Genomic DNA, 19,740 nt, shown 5'->3' with positions numbered 1-19,740 from the left:
AGGTCACTCCCGTTGTCAAAAAAAACCATACGGTCGACCTGCATACCGTTGCAGATAAGGTAGTCAATCATGAGCGCTAGGCACTTTCTCTCCCTGCTGGACTTCACCACCGACGAATTGCTCGGTGTGATCCGCCGCGGCATCGAGCTGAAGGACCTGCGCAAGCGAGGCGTGCTGTTCGAGCCCCTGAAGAACCGCGTACTGGGCATGATCTTCGAAAAATCCTCGACCCGTACCCGCGTGTCGTTCGAGGCCGGCATGATCCAGCTCGGCGGCCAGGCCATCTTCCTGTCCCCGCGCGATACCCAGCTGGGCCGTGGCGAGCCGATCGGCGATAGCGCCATCGTGCTGTCGAGCATGCTCGACGTGGTGATGATCCGTACCCACGCCCACAGCACCCTGACCGAATTCGCCGCCAACTCGCGTGTGCCGGTGATCAACGCGCTGTCCGACGAGTCCCACCCGTGCCAGCTGCTGGCCGACATGCAGACCTTCCTCGAACATCGCGGCTCGATCCAGGGCAAGACCGTCGCCTGGATCGGCGATGGCTTCAACATGTGCAACTCGTACATCGAGGCAGCCAGGCAGTTCGACTTCCAGCTGCGCATTGCCTGCCCGGAAGGCTACGAGCCGGACCCACGCTTCATGGCCATTGGTGGCGACCACGTGCAGATCGTGCGTGACCCGAAGGAAGCCGTGCGCGGCGCCCATCTGGTAACCACGGATGTCTGGACTTCCATGGGCCAGGAGGAGGAAACTGCACGGCGCCTGGCGCATTTCGCGCCTTACCAGGTCACCCGCGAACTGCTCGACCTGGCGGCACCCGACGCCCTGTTCATGCACTGCCTGCCAGCCCACCGTGGTGAGGAAATCAGCCATGACCTGCTCGACGACCCACGTTCGGTCGCCTGGGACCAGGCTGAAAACCGCCTGCATGCACAGAAGGCCCTTCTCGAATTCCTTGTAGAACCGGCTTACCACCACGCATGAGTCAACCCCTACTGCTCAACCTGCGCAACCTCGCCTGCGGCTATGGCGACCAGCGCATCGTTCAGAACCTCAATCTGCACCTGAACGCAGGCGACATCGGTTGCCTGCTGGGTTCATCCGGTTGCGGCAAGACCACCACCCTGCGCGCCATCGCCGGTTTCGAACCCGTGCACGATGGCGAGATCCAGTTGGCTGGCGAAGTCATTTCCCGGGCCGGTTTCACACTGGCCCCGGAAAAACGCCGCATCGGCATGGTGTTCCAGGATTACGCGCTGTTCCCGCACCTGACCGTGGCGCAGAACGTTGCCTTCGGCATCGCCAAGCACCCCCGCCAGGCCGAGGTCATCGAAGAGATGCTCGAGCTGGTCAAGCTGGGCGGTCTGGGCGGGCGCTACCCGCATGAACTGTCCGGCGGCCAGCAGCAACGGGTCGCCCTGGCCCGTGCACTGGCACCGGAGCCGCAACTGCTGCTGCTCGACGAGCCATTTTCCAACCTCGACGTAGAGCTGCGCCGACGCCTGAGCCATGAGGTTCGCGACATTCTCAAGAGCCGCGGCACCAGTGCCATTCTGGTGACCCATGACCAGGAAGAAGCCTTTGCCGTCAGCGACCAGGTTGGCGTGTTCAAGGAAGGCCGCCTGGAGCAGTGGGACACGCCCTACAACCTTTACCACGAGCCGCAGACGCCGTTCGTGGCCAGCTTCATTGGCCAGGGGTATTTCATCCGTGGGCAGATGATCAGCCACGAGGCGGTCAATACCGAGCTGGGTGAATTACGCGGCAACCGTGCCTACATCATGGCGCCGGGCAGCTCGGTGGATGTGCTACTGCGCCCTGACGATATCGTCCACGCACCGGGCAGTGCGCTGCAGGCGAACATCGTCGGCAAGAGCTTCCTCGGGGCATCGACCCTGTACCGCCTGCAATTGCCGACCGGCAGCCAGCTCGAGGCGATCTTCCCTAGCCATGACGACCGTCAGGTCGGTGAGGATGTGGGGATTGCGGTCAAGGCCGATCACCTGGTGCTGTTCCCGGTGCCGGGCAGCGTGGCGGCGCAGTTGCCGCGGCAGGACAACGGCGTTCGCCGGTACAGCTCGGCGACCTGATTCGAAATATTGGGGCTGCTCTGCGGCCCTTTCGCCGGCAAGCCAGCTCCCACAGAATCACCACGTGCCCTGAAGGCAACGCTGTACCTGTGAGAGCTGGCTTGCCGGCGTAAGGGCTGCAAAGCAGCCCCCAAGATTCTCAGCCTCTACCGATCCCGGCGAACTTGCCCTGAGTGTGCTCAGCCAGCACCACCGCCGCCAACTCCACCTCCAGCCCACGCCGCCCGGCGCTGACATGGATGGTTGCAAAGTTCTGCGCCGAGTCATCGATGAATGTGCGCAGGCGCTTCTTCTGCCCCAGCGGGCTGATCCCGCCCACCAGGTACCCCGTGGCTCGCTGCGCCGACGCTGGGTCGGCCATCTCGCACTTTTTCACCCCGGCAGCCTGGGCCAGGGCTTTGAGGTCGAGCGTACCCACCACAGGCACCACTGCTACCAGCAACTCACCTTTCTCGCTGCTCGCCAGCAAGGTCTTGAATACCTGCTGCGGGTCGAGACCGAGTTTCTCCGCCGCTTCCAGGCCATATGACGCCGATTTGGGGTCATGTTCGTAACTGTGCACACGATGCTCGGCACGGTGTTTCTTCAACAGGTCTAGGGCGGGGGTCATGCGGGGGCTCCGGTCGGGACAGCTCGGCGGCTACTTTAGGACAATTCCCACACCGCAGCCAGCGCACCGCAATTGCGCGGCTCTAGTACGCGGATCCGCATCTGAAATCAGCATCCAGATCGTGACCGACCGTTCACTTTCGACCTTTGACATCAGCGTTTCTTGTCTATATTTTTTCGTTTCTGAATAAATGGTGCACTTTTAAGGTGCATTTCCAACATCTGCCCGGGTCAACGGGGATAGACTCCGGGCTTTGCTGTCGAGCGCCACGCGCCTCACAACAAAAAAAACGAGGTCATACATGACGACTGCTCTACGCCAACCCACGCTTTCCAGCCAATGCCTGGCCGAGTTCCTGGGCACTGCACTGCTCATCTTTTTCGGTACCGGCTGCGTCGCCGCGCTCAAGGTCGCGGGCGCAAGCTTCGGCCTTTGGGAAATCAGTATCATCTGGGGCGTGGGCGTCAGCATGGCGATCTACCTCACCGCCGGTATTTCCGGCGCGCACCTGAACCCCGCGGTGAGCATCGCCCTCACCCTGTTCGCCGGCTTCGACAAGCGCAAGCTGCCCTTCTACATGCTGGCCCAGGTATGCGGCGCGTTCTGTGGCGCAGCGTTGGTCTACACCCTGTACAGCAACCTGTTCTTCGATTTCGAACAGGCCCACGCCATGTTGCGCGGTAGCGAAGCCAGCCTGGAACTGGCCTCGGTCTTCTCCACCTATCCGCACCCATCGCTGTCCACCGGCCAGGCGTTTCTGGTCGAGGTGATCATCACCGCCATCCTGATGGCCGTGATCATGGCCCTGACCGACGACAACAACGGCCTGCCGCGCGGTGCCATGGCCCCGCTGCTGATCGGCCTGCTGATCGCGGTTATCGGCAGCGCCATGGGCCCGTTGACCGGCTTTGCCATGAACCCGGCCCGCGATTTCGGGCCAAAACTCATGACCTTCCTGGCCGGTTGGGGCGAAATCGCCTTCACTGGCGGTCGGGACATGCCTTATTTCCTGGTTCCGGTGTTCGCACCGATCCTTGGCGCCTGCCTGGGTGCCGCGACCTATCGCGGCCTGATCGCACGCAACCTGCCAATGGCAGCCGCCGTGAACCCTGAGACAAATGACAATCGCCAGGGCGATACTCAAGTCAACTGACGCCGGCATCACGCCCAGCCCTGACCCCCTATTTTCGCAAGGCCTACGACCATGACAGACACCCAGGATAAGAACTACATCATCGCCCTGGACCAGGGCACCACCAGTTCGCGGGCCATTATTTTCGACCGCGACGCCAATGTGGTGGGGACCTCCCAGCGCGAGTTCGCCCAGCACTACCCGCAGGCGGGCTGGGTCGAGCACGACCCGATGGAAATCTTTGCCACGCAGAGCGCGACCATGGTCGAGGCCTTGGCCCAGGCGGGCATCAGCCACGCCCAGGTCGCCGCACTGGGTATCACCAACCAACGTGAAACCACCGTGGTGTGGGACAAGGAAACCGGCCGCCCGGTGTACAACGCCATCGTCTGGCAGTGCCGCCGCAGCACCGAGATCTGCGCCCAGCTCAAGCGCGACGGCCATGAAGACTACATTCGCGAAACCACCGGCCTGGTCACCGACCCATACTTCTCCGGCACCAAGCTGAAGTGGATCCTCGACAATGTCGAGGGTGCCCGCGAACGCGCCGAGCGCGGCGAGCTGCTGTTCGGCACCATCGATACCTGGCTGATCTGGAAGTTCTCCGGCGGCAAGGTGCATGTCACTGATTACACCAACGCCTCGCGCACGCTGATGTTCAACATCCACAGCCTGCAGTGGGACGACAAGCTCCTGGAAATCCTCGGCATCCCACGGCAGATGCTGCCCGAGGTACGCCCTTCCTCCGAGGTCTACGGCCATACCAAGAGCGGTATCGCCATTGCCGGTATCGCCGGTGATCAGCAATCGGCACTGTTCGGCCAGATGTGCGTTGAACCGGGCCAGGCCAAGAACACCTATGGCACCGGCTGCTTCCTGCTGATGAACACCGGTGACCAGGCGGTGAAGTCGTCCCATGGCCTGCTAACCACCATCGCCTGCGGCCCGCGTGGTGAAGTGGCCTATGCGCTGGAGGGCGCAGTGTTCAATGGTGGTTCCACCGTGCAGTGGCTGCGTGACGAACTGAAGATCGTCAACGACGCACTGGATACCGAATACTTCGCCAGCAAGGTCAAGGACAGCAACGGCGTATACCTGGTGCCTGCCTTCACCGGCCTGGGTGCCCCGTACTGGGACCCGTATGCCCGTGGCGCACTGTTCGGCCTGACCCGTGGCGTGAAGGTGGACCACATCATCCGCGCCGCGCTGGAATCCATCGCCTACCAGACTCGCGACGTGCTCGACGCCATGCAGCAGGATTGCGGCCAGCGCCTGTCCGAGCTGCGCGTGGACGGCGGTGCGGTTGCCAACAACTTCCTCATGCAGTTCCAGGCCGACATCCTCGGCACCTGCGTAGAGCGGCCGAAGATGCGCGAAACCACGGCGCTGGGGGCGGCCTACCTGGCAGGGCTGGCCTGTGGCTTCTGGAGCGGCCTGGACGAACTGCGCGACAAGGCGATCATCGAGCGCGAGTTCAGCCCGCAGCTGGATGAAACGCAGAAAGAGAAGCTGTACGCAGGCTGGAAGAAGGCAGTCGATCGTACCCGTGACTGGGAAGATCACGAGGCCTGATCCTACCTGACAGGCGCTACCCCACGTGTAGGAGCGGCCTTGTGTCGCGAAAGGGCCGCAAAGCGGCCCCAGGATTTTCGTGTCATTGCAAATGTTGCTGGGGCCGCTTCGCGGCCCTTTCGCGACACAAGGCCGCTCCTACAAAAAAGCGCCAGCGCAGGCCACAGAATCGATGCAGGGCATTTGTCCCCGCGGCCGCCCCGATAGTCTACTGGTCGTAGTCCGCGTCCTACGGCATCATTGCAGCATTTGTCCGGCAGCCCCAAAGGACCGCCCATGAATCTGCCCCCTCGCCAACAACAAATCCTCGAACTGGTGCGCGAACGCGGTTACGTCAGTATCGAAGAAATGGCGCAGCTGTTCGTCGTCACACCGCAAACCATCCGCCGTGATATCAACCAGCTGGCCGAGCTCAATCTGCTACGTCGCTACCACGGGGGCGCGGCCTACGACTCGAGCATCGAGAACACCGCCTACGCCATGCGCGCCGATCAGATGCGCGACGAAAAGCAACGCATCGCCGAAGCCGTGGCCCGGCAGATTCCCGACCATGCCTCGCTGTTCATCAACATCGGCACCACCACCGAATCCATCGCCCGGGCGCTGCTCAACCACAACCACCTGAAAGTCATCACCAACAACCTGCACGTGGCCGCGATCCTAGCCGCCAAGGACGATTTCGAAGTGCTGGTGGCTGGTGGTACGGTGCGCCGTGATGGCGGCGTCGTCGGCCAGGCCAGTGTCGACTTCATCAACCAGTTCAAGGTCGACTTCGCCCTGGTGGGCATCAGCGGCATCGACGAAGATGGCAGCCTGCTCGATTTCGATTACCAGGAAGTGCGGGTATCCCAGGCAATCATCGCCAATGCCCGGCAAGTGATCCTTGCCGCCGACTCCAGCAAGTTCGGGCGCAACGCCATGGTGCGCATGGGCTCGATCAGCCTGGTCGACTGCCTGGTGACCGACCAGGCGCCAACCGCCGCCCTCACCCAGCTGCTGAACCAGTACAAGATCCGGCTTGAGGTGGTTTGAGGGCTGACAGGCGCATGCCGCAAGGTTTGTCGCGCCTGTGAGATCGAGCGTCGCCCACGCCGCGCTTGATCTCACAGGTGCGATACCTTTCAAACCGATCATCCAAAACTTTCGTAAATGTTCATTTCATTGTCATCTGATCAGTTTTTTCTATAAAGACTGACTGGCGACCAGCTTTCTGTTGCGCTAGTATTTTCGAAAACGAACATAAATGTTCATATTCGATGTAAACAGCACCAGGAGGCCTTGCCCGTGTCCCAGCCCGTTTCGTCCCAGCCCCCAGTCGCCGACTGCTATGACCTCGCCGTAATCGGCGGCGGCATCAATGGCGTGGGCATCGCTGCCGACGCCGCCGGGCGTGGCCTCAAGGTATTCCTCTGCGAAAAGGACGACCTGGCCCAGCACACCTCGTCGGCCAGCAGCAAACTGATCCACGGCGGCCTGCGCTACCTGGAGCACTACGAGTTCCGCCTGGTGCGTGAAGCGCTGGCCGAGCGCGAAGTACTGCTGGCCAAAGCCCCGCACATCGTCAAGCCGATGCGCTTCGTGCTGCCGCACCGCCCGCACTTGCGCCCTGCCTGGATGATTCGCGCTGGCCTGTTCCTCTACGATCACCTGGGCAAGCGCAAGCGCCTGGGTGCTTCGCGCAGCCTGCGCTTCGGCCCGGGATACCCGCTCAAGCCTGCAATCAGCCGTGGTTTCGAATACGCCGACTGCGCGGTGGACGATGCCCGCCTGGTAGTGCTGAATGCGATGGCCGCACGGGAAAAAGGTGCCCATATCCATACCCGCACCCGCTGCCTGCGCGCGGAGCGTGTGGATGGCCTGTGGCAAGTGGAGTTGCAGCACGCTGACGGCCGCCTGCAGACCATTCGCGCCCGTGCCCTGGTCAATGCCGCCGGGCCGTGGGTGGCCAGCTTCATCAAGGACGACCTCAAGCTCGATGCCCCCTACGGCATCCGCCTGATCCAGGGCAGCCACATCATCGTGCCGCGCATGTACGAAGGCGAACATGCCTACATCCTGCAGAACGAGGACCAGCGTATCGTCTTCTGCATCCCGTACCTGGAGCGTTTCACGCTGATCGGCACCACCGATCGCGAATACAGCGGCGACCCAGCCAAAGTCGCGATCACCGAGCAGGAAACCGATTATCTGCTCAAAGTGGTCAACGCCCATTTCAACCATCAGATCAGCCGCAGCGACATCGTGCACACCTATTCCGGCGTGCGCCCACTGTGCAACGACGAATCGGACAATCCGTCCGCGGTCACTCGCGACTACACCCTGGCGCTGTCCGCCAGTGAAGGGCAAGCGCCGTTGCTGTCGGTATTCGGTGGCAAGCTGACCACCTACCGCAAACTGGCCGAATCGGCGATGGCCGAGCTCAAGCCGCACTTCCCACAGATGCGCGGCAGCTGGACCGCTGGCGCGCCGCTACCTGGTGGTGAGCAAATGACCACGGTGCAGGCTCTGGTAGATGCGGTGCTGGCGCGCTGTGGCTGGTTGCCGGTCGATATCGCCAGGCGCTGGGTGCTGACCTATGGCAGCCGTGTATGGCAGTTGCTGGAGGGCGTGCAAGGGCCGGAAGACCTGGGCCAGGCAATTGGTGGTGGGTTGTTCGCTCGAGAGGTCGACTACCTCGCCAGCAACGAATGGGCCTGCAGCGCTGAAGACATTCTCTGGCGCCGCACCAAGCTGGGCCTGTTCACCAGCGCGGGCGAACAACAGGTGCTTGCAGACTACCTGCAACGAGAGCAGCAGGCGCGCACCCAGGCAGCGTGACTCCCTGGCCCGCCCACACGCGCCAGGCGCAAGCGCCTGGCTGTCAAGCGTACCATTCGGCGCAGCAGTAACTACCGCCAAACCACATTATCGGCGTGATGCTCTGGGGTCTTTCAAACCCCGGAGAACATCACATGCCACCCACCGAATACAACCCGTCCTATTCAGTCGACGCCCTGATCGCCCAGCAACTGCCAGACTGGTTGACCGGCGCCGACACAACGCACCTGCAAGCCTACGGCAAGGCCTTGGGTGCACAACAACAGGCAGCGGACAGGCTTCGCCATCTGCTCGAAAGAATCCCTCGCCTCGAAGACTTCGCCCTGCCCCTGCTCGAACGCGCGCTGCGTGAGCAGAGAGTGGGGCATATCGACGCGCGACGGGGTCACGTGGTCGTGAGCGAAGAGTTCCAACTACCTTCGGCCGCAGAGCATTTCTACAAGCCGACCGTAATCCATAGCACACGACAAACCCTGCTGGCTGCCGCCCTGCATAACTTCGAAGCACACGAAGCTGAACCGTGGCTGTTGCGTAAAGCGCATCTGGAAAACGAGAAAGGCGAAAAGCTGGCCATGACCTTCGAGCAATTCGTTCGCCTGTGCCGCTCGCTGGATCTGGGCGGCAAGTATCAGGTGCTGCTCAAGACAGTGCTCGAACCCAACGCTGGGCGTGGCCAGCCGGGCGATCAGGCGCGCACGACAATAAGGCACCTGTTTGAAACCGGCGTACGAACGCGCATGCAAGCAGCGGTTTACGAAGCCAGGTTCAAGCGGCAACTGGATGAGCGGGATTTGCTTCGGCTGCGGTCGATGCTGGAAACCCCTGCGCTCGCAACCTATGGCAAAGGCACGCTGACACCTCGCCAACTCTATCTGCTTGGCAAGTGCGTGACGGGGGTCATCACTCTCGAGTGGCGCCCTGCCTTGGCTGCCGACATCGACGAGATCATCGTCTGGATACCCGATGCCCCCGGGCAAAGCCTGTGCTTTTACGACAGTTGGAACGATGTGTACAGCGACCTGGCCACTCGCCTCAAACAGCAACCATTCCGCAGGTTTTTCAAGCGTTTCATCAAGGCGCGGGACACAAGCGCTTTCGACAAGGAACTTGCACAACGGCTGGTAGCGTCGCCTGGAGCAAAGAAACTGCAGCTCGACGGGCGAAACCTGCCAATAGAGGGGGATGTGTTCGCACATGTACGAGCGCTTTTGCTCGGACGAATGTTCGATGATGCAGCCTACCTGGCTGTGCCCACGGACGTCGAAGACCGCCTGAGCAGACATCAGCGCTTGCAGGGCATGCTCAGCGCCGGATTGGACCTGCTGGGGCTGGCAGCTCTGGTCGTACCGGTATTGGGAGACCTGCTGCTGGTCGTCAGCGCGGCGCAATTGCTCGATGAAGTCTACGAAGGCTACCAGGACTGGCAGTTAGGTGATCGCCAAGGTGCACTGGACCACTTGTTCAACGTAGCCCAAGGCCTGGCGACCACAGGCCTGACTGCAGGTGCGCTGCATACGCTGGGACGAATACCTTTTGTCGACAGGCTTGCGCCAACGGTGTTGCCCGGCCGCGGCGTAAGGCTGGCCAGAAACCTCCGCTACCTGCCTGCCGAGGAAGATGTCTCGATATTATTGGAAGGCCTGCAAGGGGAGCACTTTGCCGACACTTTATCAGACCATGGCCGGATGCTTCTGCAGGTCACAGGCCTGTCCGTGGACCAGCTGCGCCGACTTTGCCTGGAGAACGCTCCACCACCCGCGCGGCTGCTAGACATCCACGACCGGATCAAGCTGCACCAGCAGGATCCGACCCTGAAAGGGCTGGCCTTCGAGCAGAAACTTCAGGCATGGCAAACACCGCTATCCATCGACCAGGCCAAGCTGATCGGCGCCTTTCGGGGGCTATCGCCAAGGGGCGCCCAGGAAGTCATCGACCATGGCAGTAGCGCCCAGATAGAACAGTTGCATGCTTCCGGGCGGATACCACTGAGCATGGCGCAACATGCACGATGGTATGAACATGCCAGCCGTATCGACCGGGCTTGTCTCGGCTTGCGCCTACAGAACCTGGCCAACACCGATAGCGAAATACTGGCCCTACGCCTCATCGAGCGGGAAGCCCCGTGGCCAGACTCAGTACGGGTCGAATTACGCCACGGCGGACTGGAGGGATTACAGATATTCGCCAGCCAGAGCGAGACCGCGCAGAAGGTACGCACCATTGTCAAAAATGAGCAAGGCTACGCCCTGGCTGGCGAAGAAACCCAGGGCAAGTCCTTGCTGGCAGCGCTCCTGCAATGCCTGGACGACGAGCAGAAAACCCGGTTGGGGAACCGCAACCTGCAGCTCAGGGAACTGCGCGACAAACTGGCCATGGCAGCCGAACAGGATCGCGACTCAACGGCTGGCCTGCTCGACCTGCCCGGCATCCGCGCAACTATCAGGCCGCCCCGGCGTTTCGCCGACGGCAGGCTGGCCTATACACTCAGCGGCGGTGGTGAAAGCAGCCAAAGCGCTATTCGCCGAGGGATCCATCAAATATTCCCCACACTCTCCGAGCTGCAACTGGACGCTTACCTCGAAGCAGTCCGCCAGCGCGGGGAGAGCTTGTGGGACCATTACCAGACGCTGCAACGCCAGCTTGCCGACCTACGCGAAACACTTCGGGTCTGGCAGGCCGGTTGGCAATCTCCGATCGACGCCATTCGCAGACGCCGGGTAGCCGATACCCTTCGCCGCAGTTGGCGGCGCAAACTGGTGGACGGCAACGACCAATATGAACTGACCATAGACGGCGAGCACATCGATGCCTTGCCAGACCTGCCGGAGGGTGTGGAATACCGACACGTGCGCCGGCTGACGTTACGCAACATGCGCCTGCAGCAGATCGATGCGCGCTTCCTAAGGCTGTTCCCCAACGTCGTGGACCTGGACCTGAGCGGCAACCGGCTGACATTGGTTCCCGATGGCATCGAGGGCCTCAGCCAGCTACGGCGCTTGAACCTGAGCAACAACCTGATTGCGATGGACGCAGCAGGTAGCAGCCGCCTGGCTCAGTTGCAGCGGCTGGATACCCTGATACTCAACTACAACCCCCTCAACGGCATGCCCGACCTCTCGGCCTTGCCACATGTGCGGGACCTGCGCCTGCGAGCAACGGGCCAGGCGGATATTGGCCTGGTCCACCAGAGCGTAGCGCTACGCGCCCATATCGACTTGCGCGACAACAGAATCAGCGAGTTGCAGCGCGAGATGCGCGGCTTGCGCCTGCGCCTGCAAAGGCTGAACCTGCATGACAATCCGTTGAGCGAAGGCAGCATCGAGTATCTGGACGAAGCACAGGGTGCCAGCGAAACAGGCGCCCGAGGCAGCGCGTCGTATGCCCACGAGCCAATAGATGAAGAAACCCGTGCAACCTGGGTAGCGTCCAGAAACGAGCTCCTCCGTGCAGAACGGGAGGCAGCCTGGGACCGCCTGAGCGAAGAGCCGGGCTCTGGAGGCCTGTTCAGATTCCTGGCCGACTTTGCCCAGAGCGAAGACTTCGAGGCCCATCCGCGGCATTATCGACGCCGTCTCTGGCACATCCTCGAAGCCTGCGAAAACAATGAAGCGTTACGCGAGCAGTTGTTTCGCGAGGCCGACGGGCCGCGTACCTGCGAGGACCGCCTGTTGCTGCTGCTCAACCAGATGGAAGTGGGCGTGCTGGCCTTCCAGGGCATCGAAGGGGTGCCAGCGGAAATGAGAGAGAGCCACCTGCTGTATCTGGGCGGCCAGCTGCACCGCCTGGACCTGCTTGACGATATTGCCAACCGGCACATCCAGGCCCTGCGCGAAGCAGGACGCAGAGTAGATGAAATCGAAGTTCGGCTTTTCTATCGCCTGCGGCTGACGGGGCCACTTGACTTGCCAGCACCACCGGATGAGATGCACTTCGCATCATTCGCCCACGTGACAACGCGGGATCTGAACGCAGCAGAAATAGAAGTACTGCAAAGCTACAGCACCTTGTCGATGCTGGACGCGCTTGCAGGCCGCCCTTACTGGCAGAACTACCTGCGAGAAACCTATGCTGACCGTTTCGAGGCGACCGCAAGGCCTTATCACGAGCGAATGGAAGCGCTCGAGGCAAGGGCCGTGGCCGGCCAGGAAGCGGGCTATGAAGACCAGGCCAGGGTTTTGATGCGCGAACTTGCCGCCGAGGAGTCAGTGCTGATACGCACCCTCACTACCGAGGCCTGGGCGCGCTGGAACCAGACGCCGAAAGAGCGGCTCATGCCCCATTGACCAAGCTGGCAGCACTGCGATCAGGCGCTGCATGGCAGCGGTCCTGATCGCTCGTGCATTGCGATCCAGGGCTGGCAAATCCGTTCGGATTTCCGAACGATTAACCGCCACTCATTCGGTATGGCGAATGGAACTTACCATCAGACGATGAGTGCGAAAGGTTGATTCCCAATGAATTCGAGGCGTTATGATCAATACCAGAGCTTGGCACGACTCATGCTCTACACTTGGTAGCCGAATGCAATCGTTTATTTCTGTATTCGTTGAACGAAGAGTCCGCCAACGGCTCCATAAAAAAAACAAACACGTCGAGGAAAATTTGATGCGCATCGTTCGTCAATTGCTGGGCGCCGCCATCGCGGCCGCTGTGATCGCTTCGCCGGCCATGGCCGAAGAACTGACCGGCACCCTGAAGAAGATCAAGGATTCGGGCACCATCACCCTGGGCCACCGCGACTCCTCCATCCCGTTTTCCTACCTGGCCGGCAAGCCCGAGCCCGTGGGCTACTCGCATGACATCCAGATGGCTGTCGTCGACGCCCTGAAGAAGCAGCTGGGCACGGACATCAAGGTCCGCTACAACCTCGTCACCTCCCAGACCCGCATCCCGCTGGTGCAGAACGGCACCGTAGACCTCGAGTGCGGCTCCACCACCAACAACGTCGAGCGCCAGCAGCAGGTCGGCTTCTCGGTCGGTATCTTCGAAGTCGGTACCCGCCTGCTGACCAAGGTCAAGGACGGTCAGCCGGCATACAAGGACTTCCCGGACCTGGCCGGCAAGAACGTGGTAACCACCGCAGGTACCACCTCCGAGCGCATCCTCAAGGCGATGAACGCCGACAAGCAGATGAAGATGAACGTGATTTCCGCCAAGGACCACGGTGAAGCCTTCAACATGCTCGAAAGCGGCCGCGCCGTGGCCTTCATGATGGACGACGCCCTGCTCGCCGGCGAAATGGCCAAGGCTCGCAAACCGTCGGACTGGGTCATCACCGGTACCCCGCAGTCCTACGAGATCTACGGCTGCATGGTGCGCAAGGATGACGCGGCCTTCAAGAAAGCGGTCGATGACGCCATCGTCGGCTACTTCAAGTCGGGCGAAGTCAACAAGAGCTACGACAAATGGTTCCAACAGCCAATCCCGCCGAAGGGTCTGAACCTGCAGTTCCCGATGAGCGACGAGCTGAAGAAACTGATCGCCGAGCCAACCGACAAGGCTGCCGACGAGAAAAAGTCCTGACCACCAGCCCATGGCCTGTTGCGCTGCAAAGCGCGAATTAAACCTGCAGGCCACCCGTTAGTGTCTAACCTTTCATCCGAGGGCTTATGCCCTCGGATGTTGGAAGGTGCCCGTGAAACAACCGTCTGAGGGGAAATCCCGATGAATTACAACTGGGACTGGGGCGTGTTCTTCAAGTCCACCGGCGTGGGCAGCGAAACCTATCTGGACTGGTACGTCACCGGCCTGGGCTGGACCATCGCCATCGCCATCTCCGCCTGGGTCATCGCCTTGCTGCTGGGCTCGGTCCTCGGTGTCATGCGCACCGTGCCGAACCGTTTGGTATCGGGTATCGCCACCGCCTATGTGGAGCTGTTCCGCAACGTACCGCTGCTGGTGCAGCTGTTCATCTGGTACTTCCTGGTGCCAGACCTGCTGCCAGAAGGCCTGCAGGAATGGTTCAAGCAGGACCTCAACCCGACCACTTCGGCGCTGATCAGCGTGGTCATCTGCCTGGGCCTGTTCACTGCCGCCCGCGTGTGCGAGCAGGTGCGTACCGGCATCCAGGCGCTGCCCCGCGGCCAGGAAGCCGCCGCCCGCGCCATGGGCTTCAGCCTGTCGCAGATCTACACCAACGTGCTGCTGCCACAAGCCTACCGGATCATCATTCCGCCGCTCACCTCGGAATTCCTGAACGTGTTCAAGAACTCGTCGGTGGCGTCGCTGATCGGCCTGATGGAACTGCTGGCACAAACCAAGCAGACCGCTGAGTTCTCGGCGAACCTGTTCGAGGCCTTCACCTTGGCCACGCTGATCTACTTCACCCTGAACATGGGCCTGATGCTGCTGATGCGCATGGTCGAGAAGAAAGTCTCGGTGCCCGGCCTGATTTCCGTAGGGGGCAAATAAATGGACATGGATTTCAGCGAAATCATCCCGGCCCTGCCTGCCCTTTGGGAAGGCATGGTCATGACCCTGCAGCTGATGGTAATGGGCGTGGTTGGCGGCATTGTACTGGGGACCATCCTGGCCCTGATGCGCCTGTCGTCGAGCAAGCTGCTGTCGAACGTGGCCGGCGCCTACGTCAACTACTTCCGCTCGATCCCGCTGCTGCTGGTAATCACCTGGTTCTACCTGGCGGTACCATTCGTGCTGCGCTGGATTACCGGCGAGGACACCCCGGTAGGTGCCTTCACCTCCTGCGTGGTGGCATTCATGATGTTCGAGGCCGCGTACTTCTGCGAAATCGTCCGCGCCGGCGTGCAGTCGATCTCCAAAGGCCAGATGGGCGCCGCCCAGGCCCTGGGCATGACCTACGGCCAGACCATGCGCCTGATCATCTTGCCCCAGGCCTTCCGCAAGATGACGCCGCTGCTTTTGCAGCAGAGCATCATCCTGTTCCAGGACACCTCGCTGGTCTACACCGTGGGCCTGGTGGACTTCCTCAACTCGGCACGCTCCAACGGCGACATCATCGGGCGCTCCCATGAGTTCCTGATTTTCGCCGGTGTCGTGTACTTCCTCATCAGCTTCTCCGCTTCGTGGCTGGTCAAGCGCCTGCAAAAAAGGATCGCCGTATGATTTCCATCAAGAACGTAAACAAGTGGTACGGGGACTTCCAGGTACTGACCGACTGCAGCACCGAGGTCAAGAAGGGTGAAGTGGTGGTGGTCTGCGGCCCGTCGGGCTCGGGCAAGTCCACCCTGATCAAGTGCGTCAACGCCCTGGAGCCGTTCCAGAAAGGTGACATCGTGGTCGACGGCACCTCGATCGCCGACCCCAAGACCAACCTGCCCAAGCTGCGTTCGCGCGTTGGCATGGTGTTCCAGCACTTCGAGCTGTTCCCGCACCTGTCCATCACCGAGAACCTGACCATCGCCCAGCGCAAGGTGCTTGGCCGCAGCGAAGCAGAAGCGACCAAGAAGGGCCTGGCCCTGCTCGACCGCGTCGGCCTCGGTGCCCACGCCAAGAAGCACCCCGGCCAGCTGTCCGGCGGCCAGCAGCAGCGCGTGGCCATCGCCCGCGCCCTGTCGATGGACCCGATCGTCATGCTGTTCGACGAACCGACCTCAGCCCTGGACCCGGAAATGGTCAACGAAGTACTGGACGTGATGGTCGAGCTGGCCCACGAAGGCATGACAATGATGTGCGTGACCCACGAAATGGGCTTTGCCCGCAAGGTGGCCAACCGCGTGATCTTCATGGACAAGGGCAACATCATCGAGGATTGCCAGAAGGAAGACTTCTTCGGCAACCCGAGTGCCCGCCACGAACGTACCCAGCACTTCCTCAGCAAGATCCTGCAACACTGATTTTGCTTCACTGAAGCGGTCGGCGCCGCTGCCCTTCGGGCAGCAGGCGCTGGTCGTGACAAGGCCACTGTGATGAAATGCGATCCTTCGCTTCTTCTCCCTGCCAAGCCTGCCGTGAAATCCCGCCTGCTCCGCCAATTGCTGTTACCGCCACTGATCATCCTGCTGATGGTCGGCCTGGGAATGGCTGGCTACCTGATCAGCGAGAGCAGCGGCATCCGCACCCTCAGCGAAAACGGCGAGCGCCAGCTGGAGCTGCACGCGCGCACGGTCGAGAGCGAAATCAGCAAGTACACCTACCTGCCGAGCCTGCTGGAGCTGGAAGACAGCGTCTCGCATCTGCTCACCGACCCTGACGGCGGCTCGCGGCAGACCGTCAACGAATACCTCGAAGGCCTGAACCGGCGCAGCCGCAGCCGGGCCATCTTCGTCCTCGACACCAACGGCCGTGTCCAGGCTACCAGCAACTGGCGCGATGCCGACTCGTTCCTCGGCGAGGACCTGTCGTTCCGGGCCTACTTCCAGACTGCCGTGCGCGGCGAACCCGGGCGTTTCTACGGTATCGGCAGTACAACCGGCGAGGCCGGCTATTACCTGGCCCACGGCCTGGAGGAGCATGGCAAGATCATTGGCGTGGCGGTGATCAAAGTGCGCCTGGACACCCTCGAGGAGCGCTGGCAGCGTGCCCGCCTGGAGGCGTTCGTCAGCGACGAGAACGGCATCATCATCCTCTCCAGCGACCCTGCCCGGCGCCTGAAGTCGGTACGCCCGCTGACCCCGCAGATCAAGGAGCGCCTGGCTCGCAGCCTGCAGTACTACTGGTGGCCGCTGAACGAACTGCAACCCCTGGCACGGGAGACCCTGGCCGATGGTGTGGAAAAGCTGACCTTCCCGGCCAACAGCGAAACCGCACAGGGCAAGGCCCGCGAAATGGCCTACCTGGCCCAGACCCGGCGCCTGGTCGACACGCCCTGGCATTTCACCCTGCTGACCCCGCTGCAGGACCTGCGCCGCGAATCCATGGTACAGGGCATCCTGGCAGGCGTGGCCTTTGCATTGCTGGCGATCCTCGGCATCGCCTGGAACGAACGGCGCAAGGTCATCGCCACTCGCCTGGCAGCCCGCGAGGCCCTGCAGGAAGCCAACAGCCAGCTGGAACGACGGATTACCGAACGCACGGCCGACCTGCGTGCCAGCAATGAACGCCTGAAGGGTCAGATTCGCGAGCGCCGGCATGCCGAGCAGACCCTGCGTCACGCCCAGGATGAACTGGTACAGGCTGGCAAGCTGGCCGCCATCGGGCAGATGTCCACCAGCATTGCCCACGAACTGAACCAACCGCTGGCCGCGCTGCGCACGTTGTCCGGCAACACCGTGCGCTTCCTCGAACGCGGGGCGCTGGAAACCGCCAGCACCAACCTGCGTACCATGAACGACCTGATCGACCGCATGGGCCGAATCACCGCCAGCCTGCGCTCGTTCGCCCGACGCAGCGACGACAGCGGCCAGGCTTCGCTGGCCAAGGCAGTGGACGCTACCTTGCAGGTGCTGGCCAACCGCATCAGCGCCTGCCACCTGCAGCTGCACAATCAGTTCGAGGACCAGCAGCTGGCCATCGACCAGACCCGCCTGGAGCAGATCCTGGTCAACCTGATCGGCAACGCCCTGGATGCCATGGCCGCCCAGCCACTGCCGCAACTGTGGCTGGAAGGCGAGCTGCAGGGCGACAAGTACCGTTTGCAGGTGCGCGACAATGGCCACGGCATCGACGCCGAGGCGCGCAAGCACCTGTTCGAACCTTTCTTCACCACCAAGCCGGGCGAACACGGCCTGGGCCTGGGCCTGACCCTGTCGGCGAGCCTTGCCGCCGCCGCCAAGGGCAGCCTCAACGTCGAGCATCCCGCCAGCGGCGGTACGGCCTTCGTCCTGGCCCTGCCCCTGGTCTCACCCCCTAGCGAATCGGCAGAGCACCCATGAACCAAGCGCCTCTTACCGTCCTGATCGTCGAAGACGACCCGCATGTGCTGCTCGGCTGCCAACAGGCGCTGGCCCTGGAAGACATCGCCTGTGAAGGTGTGGGCAGCGCCGAGCAGGCGCTGGAGCGCATCGGCGACGACTTCGCCGGCATCGTCGTCAGCGATATACGCCTGCCGGGCATCGATGGCCTGGAGCTGCTCAACCGCCTCAAGGCCCGCGACCGCAGCCTGCCGGTGGTACTGATCACCGGCCACGGCGATATCGACATGGCGGTGGGCGCCATGCGCAATGGCGCCTACGACTTCATGGAAAAACCCTTCTCCCCGGAGCGCCTGGTCGACGTGGTGCGCCGCGCCCTCGAACAGCGCGGGCTGTCGCGCGAAGTGGTGGCCCTGCGCCGCCAATTGGCGGAGCAAAGCAGCCTGGAGGGGCGCATCATTGGCCGTTCGCCGGCCATGGAGCACCTGCGCGAGCTCATCGCCAACGTCGCCGATACCTCGGCCAACGTGCTGATCGAAGGCGAAACCGGTACCGGCAAGGAACTGGTCGCCCGCTGCCTGCACGACTTCAGCCGTCGTCAGGGCCAGCCGTTCGTGGCACTTAACTGTGGCGGCTTGCCGGAAAACCTGTTCGAAAGCGAGATTTTCGGCCACGAGGCCAACGCCTTCACCGGTGCCGGCAAACGCCGCATCGGCAAGATCGAACATGCCAATGGCGGCACGCTGTTCCTCGACGAAGTGGAGAGCATGCCGATCAACCTGCAGATCAAGCTGTTGCGTGTGCTGCAGGAGCGCACCCTGGAGCGGCTGGGCTCGAACCAGAGCATTCCGGTGGACTGCCGGGTGATCGCCGCCACCAAGTCTGACCTGGATGCCATGGGCCAGAGTGGCCAGTTCCGCAGCGACCTGTATTACCGGCTGAACGTGGTGACACTGGAGCTGCCACCGCTGCGCGAGCGCCGCGAAGATATCCTGCAGCTGTTCGAACACTTCCTGCAGCAGTCGGCCCTGCGCTTCGACCGTGAAACACCTGCGCTGGACAGCCAGACCCTGTCGCGCCTGATGGCCCACGACTGGCCGGGCAACGTGCGTGAGCTGCGCAACGTCGCCGAACGCTATGCCCTCGGCCTGCCTGCGTTCAAGAAAGGCCCCAGCGGTGGTGCCAGCCAAGGCTTGGGCTTTGCCGAGGCGGTGGAAGCGTTCGAGCGCAACCTGCTCAGCGATGCCCTGCAACGTACTGGTGGCAACCTGAGCCAGGCCAGCCAGGAGCTGGGCATGGCCAAGACCACGCTGTTCGACAAAGTGAAGAAATACGGCCTCGGCTGACCTCAACCCAACCTGGAAAGACAACGTGGACCTGGTATTCAAAGCTGCCCTGGGTGCTGGTGTGGTGGTGCTGCTGGCGGTGCTTTCGAAGACACGCAATTACTACATCGCCGGGCTGGTGCCGCTGTTCCCCACCTTCGCGCTGATTGCCCACTACATTGTCGGCAAGGGGCGCAGCATTGCCGACCTGAAGACCACCATCCTGTTCGGCATGTGGTCGATCATTCCGTACTTCGTGTACCTGGCGACCTTGTATGTACTGGTCGACCGCATGCGCCTGGAGGCATCGCTGGCGCTGGCCACGGTGGCCTGGCTGATGGCGGCGACCGTGCTGGTGACCTTGTGGGTGCGGATGCACTAGCCTGAAGGCGCACGCAACCCTGTGAGAGCGGCCTTG

At 62.1% G+C, this 19,740-nt stretch carries 15 protein-coding genes; 14 read left to right on the top strand and 1 reads right to left on the bottom strand.

The features are described 5' to 3' along the window. Nucleotides 1–69 precede the first annotated feature (69 nt). Together argF and MJ643_RS14965 are read left to right on the top strand one after the other, a co-directional pair. Nucleotides 70–990 (top strand): ornithine carbamoyltransferase, encoded by a 921-nt coding sequence (argF, locus tag MJ643_RS14970; protein WP_013973960.1) that lies wholly within the window; start codon nucleotides 70–72, stop codon nucleotides 988–990. Continuing rightward, a complete protein-coding gene (locus MJ643_RS14965) occupies nucleotides 987–2,096 on the top strand; it encodes an ABC transporter ATP-binding protein (protein ID WP_023661843.1) in 1,110 nt (369 codons plus the stop codon). The genes argF and MJ643_RS14965 overlap by 4 nt, the downstream gene beginning before the upstream one ends. Before the next feature lie 139 nt (nucleotides 2,097–2,235). On the opposite strand, the gene ybaK is transcribed toward MJ643_RS14965, so the two are convergent. Further along, on the bottom strand, nucleotides 2,236–2,706 hold the full coding sequence (ybaK, locus tag MJ643_RS14960; RefSeq protein ID WP_013973962.1) for a Cys-tRNA(Pro) deacylase: 471 nt from the start codon (nucleotides 2,704–2,706) through the stop codon (nucleotides 2,236–2,238). Nucleotides 2,707–3,007: 301 nt separating this feature from the next. Here ybaK and MJ643_RS14955 point away from each other — a divergent pair, with 301 nt between their 5' ends. The 12 genes from MJ643_RS14955 (at nucleotide 3,008) to MJ643_RS14900 (ending at nucleotide 19,704) form a co-directional block, all read left to right on the top strand. Then, nucleotides 3,008–3,859, top strand: coding sequence for an MIP/aquaporin family protein (locus MJ643_RS14955; protein ID WP_015271568.1), 852 nt, complete (start codon nucleotides 3,008–3,010; stop codon nucleotides 3,857–3,859). A 51-nt stretch (nucleotides 3,860–3,910) separates the two neighbouring features. After that, on the top strand, nucleotides 3,911–5,410 hold the full coding sequence (gene glpK / locus MJ643_RS14950; RefSeq protein WP_015271569.1) for a glycerol kinase GlpK: 1,500 nt from the start codon (nucleotides 3,911–3,913) through the stop codon (nucleotides 5,408–5,410). Nucleotides 5,411–5,686: 276 nt separating this feature from the next. After that, nucleotides 5,687–6,442 carry a DNA-binding transcriptional repressor GlpR gene (glpR, locus tag MJ643_RS14945; RefSeq protein ID WP_013973965.1) on the top strand — a complete coding sequence of 252 codons (756 nt, stop codon included), beginning with the start codon at nucleotides 5,687–5,689 and terminating at the stop codon, nucleotides 6,440–6,442. Nucleotides 6,443–6,694: 252 nt separating this feature from the next. Beyond that, nucleotides 6,695–8,227 carry a glycerol-3-phosphate dehydrogenase gene (gene glpD, locus MJ643_RS14940; RefSeq protein WP_024087667.1) on the top strand — a complete coding sequence of 511 codons (1,533 nt, stop codon included), beginning with the start codon at nucleotides 6,695–6,697 and terminating at the stop codon, nucleotides 8,225–8,227. Nucleotides 8,228–8,361: 134 nt separating this feature from the next. Then, complete coding sequence (locus tag MJ643_RS14935) at nucleotides 8,362–12,510, top strand: NEL-type E3 ubiquitin ligase domain-containing protein (protein WP_208209426.1); 4,149 nt, start codon at nucleotides 8,362–8,364, stop codon at nucleotides 12,508–12,510. Between the two features lie 322 nt (nucleotides 12,511–12,832). Further along, the gene (locus MJ643_RS14930; protein WP_013973968.1) at nucleotides 12,833–13,750 is read left to right on the top strand and encodes a glutamate/aspartate ABC transporter substrate-binding protein; all 918 of its coding nucleotides are present in this window, start codon (nucleotides 12,833–12,835) and stop codon (nucleotides 13,748–13,750) included. Nucleotides 13,751–13,891: 141 nt separating this feature from the next. After that, nucleotides 13,892–14,638: an amino acid ABC transporter permease gene (locus MJ643_RS14925; RefSeq protein ID WP_015271574.1), complete on the top strand. Its 747-nt coding sequence runs from the start codon at nucleotides 13,892–13,894 to the stop codon at nucleotides 14,636–14,638. After that, nucleotides 14,639–15,310: an ABC transporter permease subunit gene (locus MJ643_RS14920; RefSeq protein ID WP_047595781.1), complete on the top strand. Its 672-nt coding sequence runs from the start codon at nucleotides 14,639–14,641 to the stop codon at nucleotides 15,308–15,310. Then, on the top strand, nucleotides 15,307–16,041 hold the full coding sequence (locus MJ643_RS14915) for an amino acid ABC transporter ATP-binding protein (RefSeq protein WP_003258023.1): 735 nt from the start codon (nucleotides 15,307–15,309) through the stop codon (nucleotides 16,039–16,041). Before MJ643_RS14920 ends, MJ643_RS14915 begins: the two co-directional genes overlap by 4 nt. Nucleotides 16,042–16,113: 72 nt before the next feature. After that, a complete protein-coding gene (locus MJ643_RS14910) occupies nucleotides 16,114–18,018 on the top strand; it encodes an ATP-binding protein (protein ID WP_044047147.1) in 1,905 nt (634 codons plus the stop codon). Beyond that, nucleotides 18,015–19,343, top strand: coding sequence for a sigma-54 dependent transcriptional regulator (locus MJ643_RS14905; RefSeq protein ID WP_013973972.1), 1,329 nt, complete (start codon nucleotides 18,015–18,017; stop codon nucleotides 19,341–19,343). Before MJ643_RS14910 ends, MJ643_RS14905 begins: the two co-directional genes overlap by 4 nt. A 25-nt stretch (nucleotides 19,344–19,368) precedes the next feature. Then, nucleotides 19,369–19,704, top strand: a complete 336-nt coding sequence (locus tag MJ643_RS14900; RefSeq protein WP_013973973.1) for a GlpM family protein — start codon at nucleotides 19,369–19,371, stop codon at nucleotides 19,702–19,704. Nucleotides 19,705–19,740: the final 36 nt, after the last annotated feature.

The sequence above is a fragment of the Pseudomonas sp. PNPG3 genome (assembly GCF_023093815.1).
In the GTDB taxonomy this organism is placed as follows: domain Bacteria; phylum Pseudomonadota; class Gammaproteobacteria; order Pseudomonadales; family Pseudomonadaceae; genus Aquipseudomonas; species Aquipseudomonas asiatica.
Note: the sequence above shows the minus strand (reverse complement) of the source record. Positions and strands in the feature narration are given on the sequence as shown.

Coding starts and splice junctions, on each gene's coding strand:
- MJ643_RS14905 (WP_013973972.1), top strand. CDS start 18,015: ATGAACCAAGCGCCTCTTACCGTCCTGATCGTCGAAGACGACCCGCAT.
- glpK (WP_015271569.1), top strand. CDS start 3,911: ATGACAGACACCCAGGATAAGAACTACATCATCGCCCTGGACCAGGGC.
- MJ643_RS14920 (WP_047595781.1), top strand. CDS start 14,639: ATGGACATGGATTTCAGCGAAATCATCCCGGCCCTGCCTGCCCTTTGG.
- MJ643_RS14910 (WP_044047147.1), top strand. CDS start 16,114: ATGAAATGCGATCCTTCGCTTCTTCTCCCTGCCAAGCCTGCCGTGAAA.
- argF (WP_013973960.1), top strand. CDS start 70: ATGAGCGCTAGGCACTTTCTCTCCCTGCTGGACTTCACCACCGACGAA.
- MJ643_RS14965 (WP_023661843.1), top strand. CDS start 987: ATGAGTCAACCCCTACTGCTCAACCTGCGCAACCTCGCCTGCGGCTAT.
- MJ643_RS14915 (WP_003258023.1), top strand. CDS start 15,307: ATGATTTCCATCAAGAACGTAAACAAGTGGTACGGGGACTTCCAGGTA.
- MJ643_RS14930 (WP_013973968.1), top strand. CDS start 12,833: ATGCGCATCGTTCGTCAATTGCTGGGCGCCGCCATCGCGGCCGCTGTG.
- ybaK (WP_013973962.1), bottom strand. CDS start 2,706: ATGACCCCCGCCCTAGACCTGTTGAAGAAACACCGTGCCGAGCATCGT.
- MJ643_RS14925 (WP_015271574.1), top strand. CDS start 13,892: ATGAATTACAACTGGGACTGGGGCGTGTTCTTCAAGTCCACCGGCGTG.
- glpR (WP_013973965.1), top strand. CDS start 5,687: ATGAATCTGCCCCCTCGCCAACAACAAATCCTCGAACTGGTGCGCGAA.
- MJ643_RS14935 (WP_208209426.1), top strand. CDS start 8,362: ATGCCACCCACCGAATACAACCCGTCCTATTCAGTCGACGCCCTGATC.
- MJ643_RS14955 (WP_015271568.1), top strand. CDS start 3,008: ATGACGACTGCTCTACGCCAACCCACGCTTTCCAGCCAATGCCTGGCC.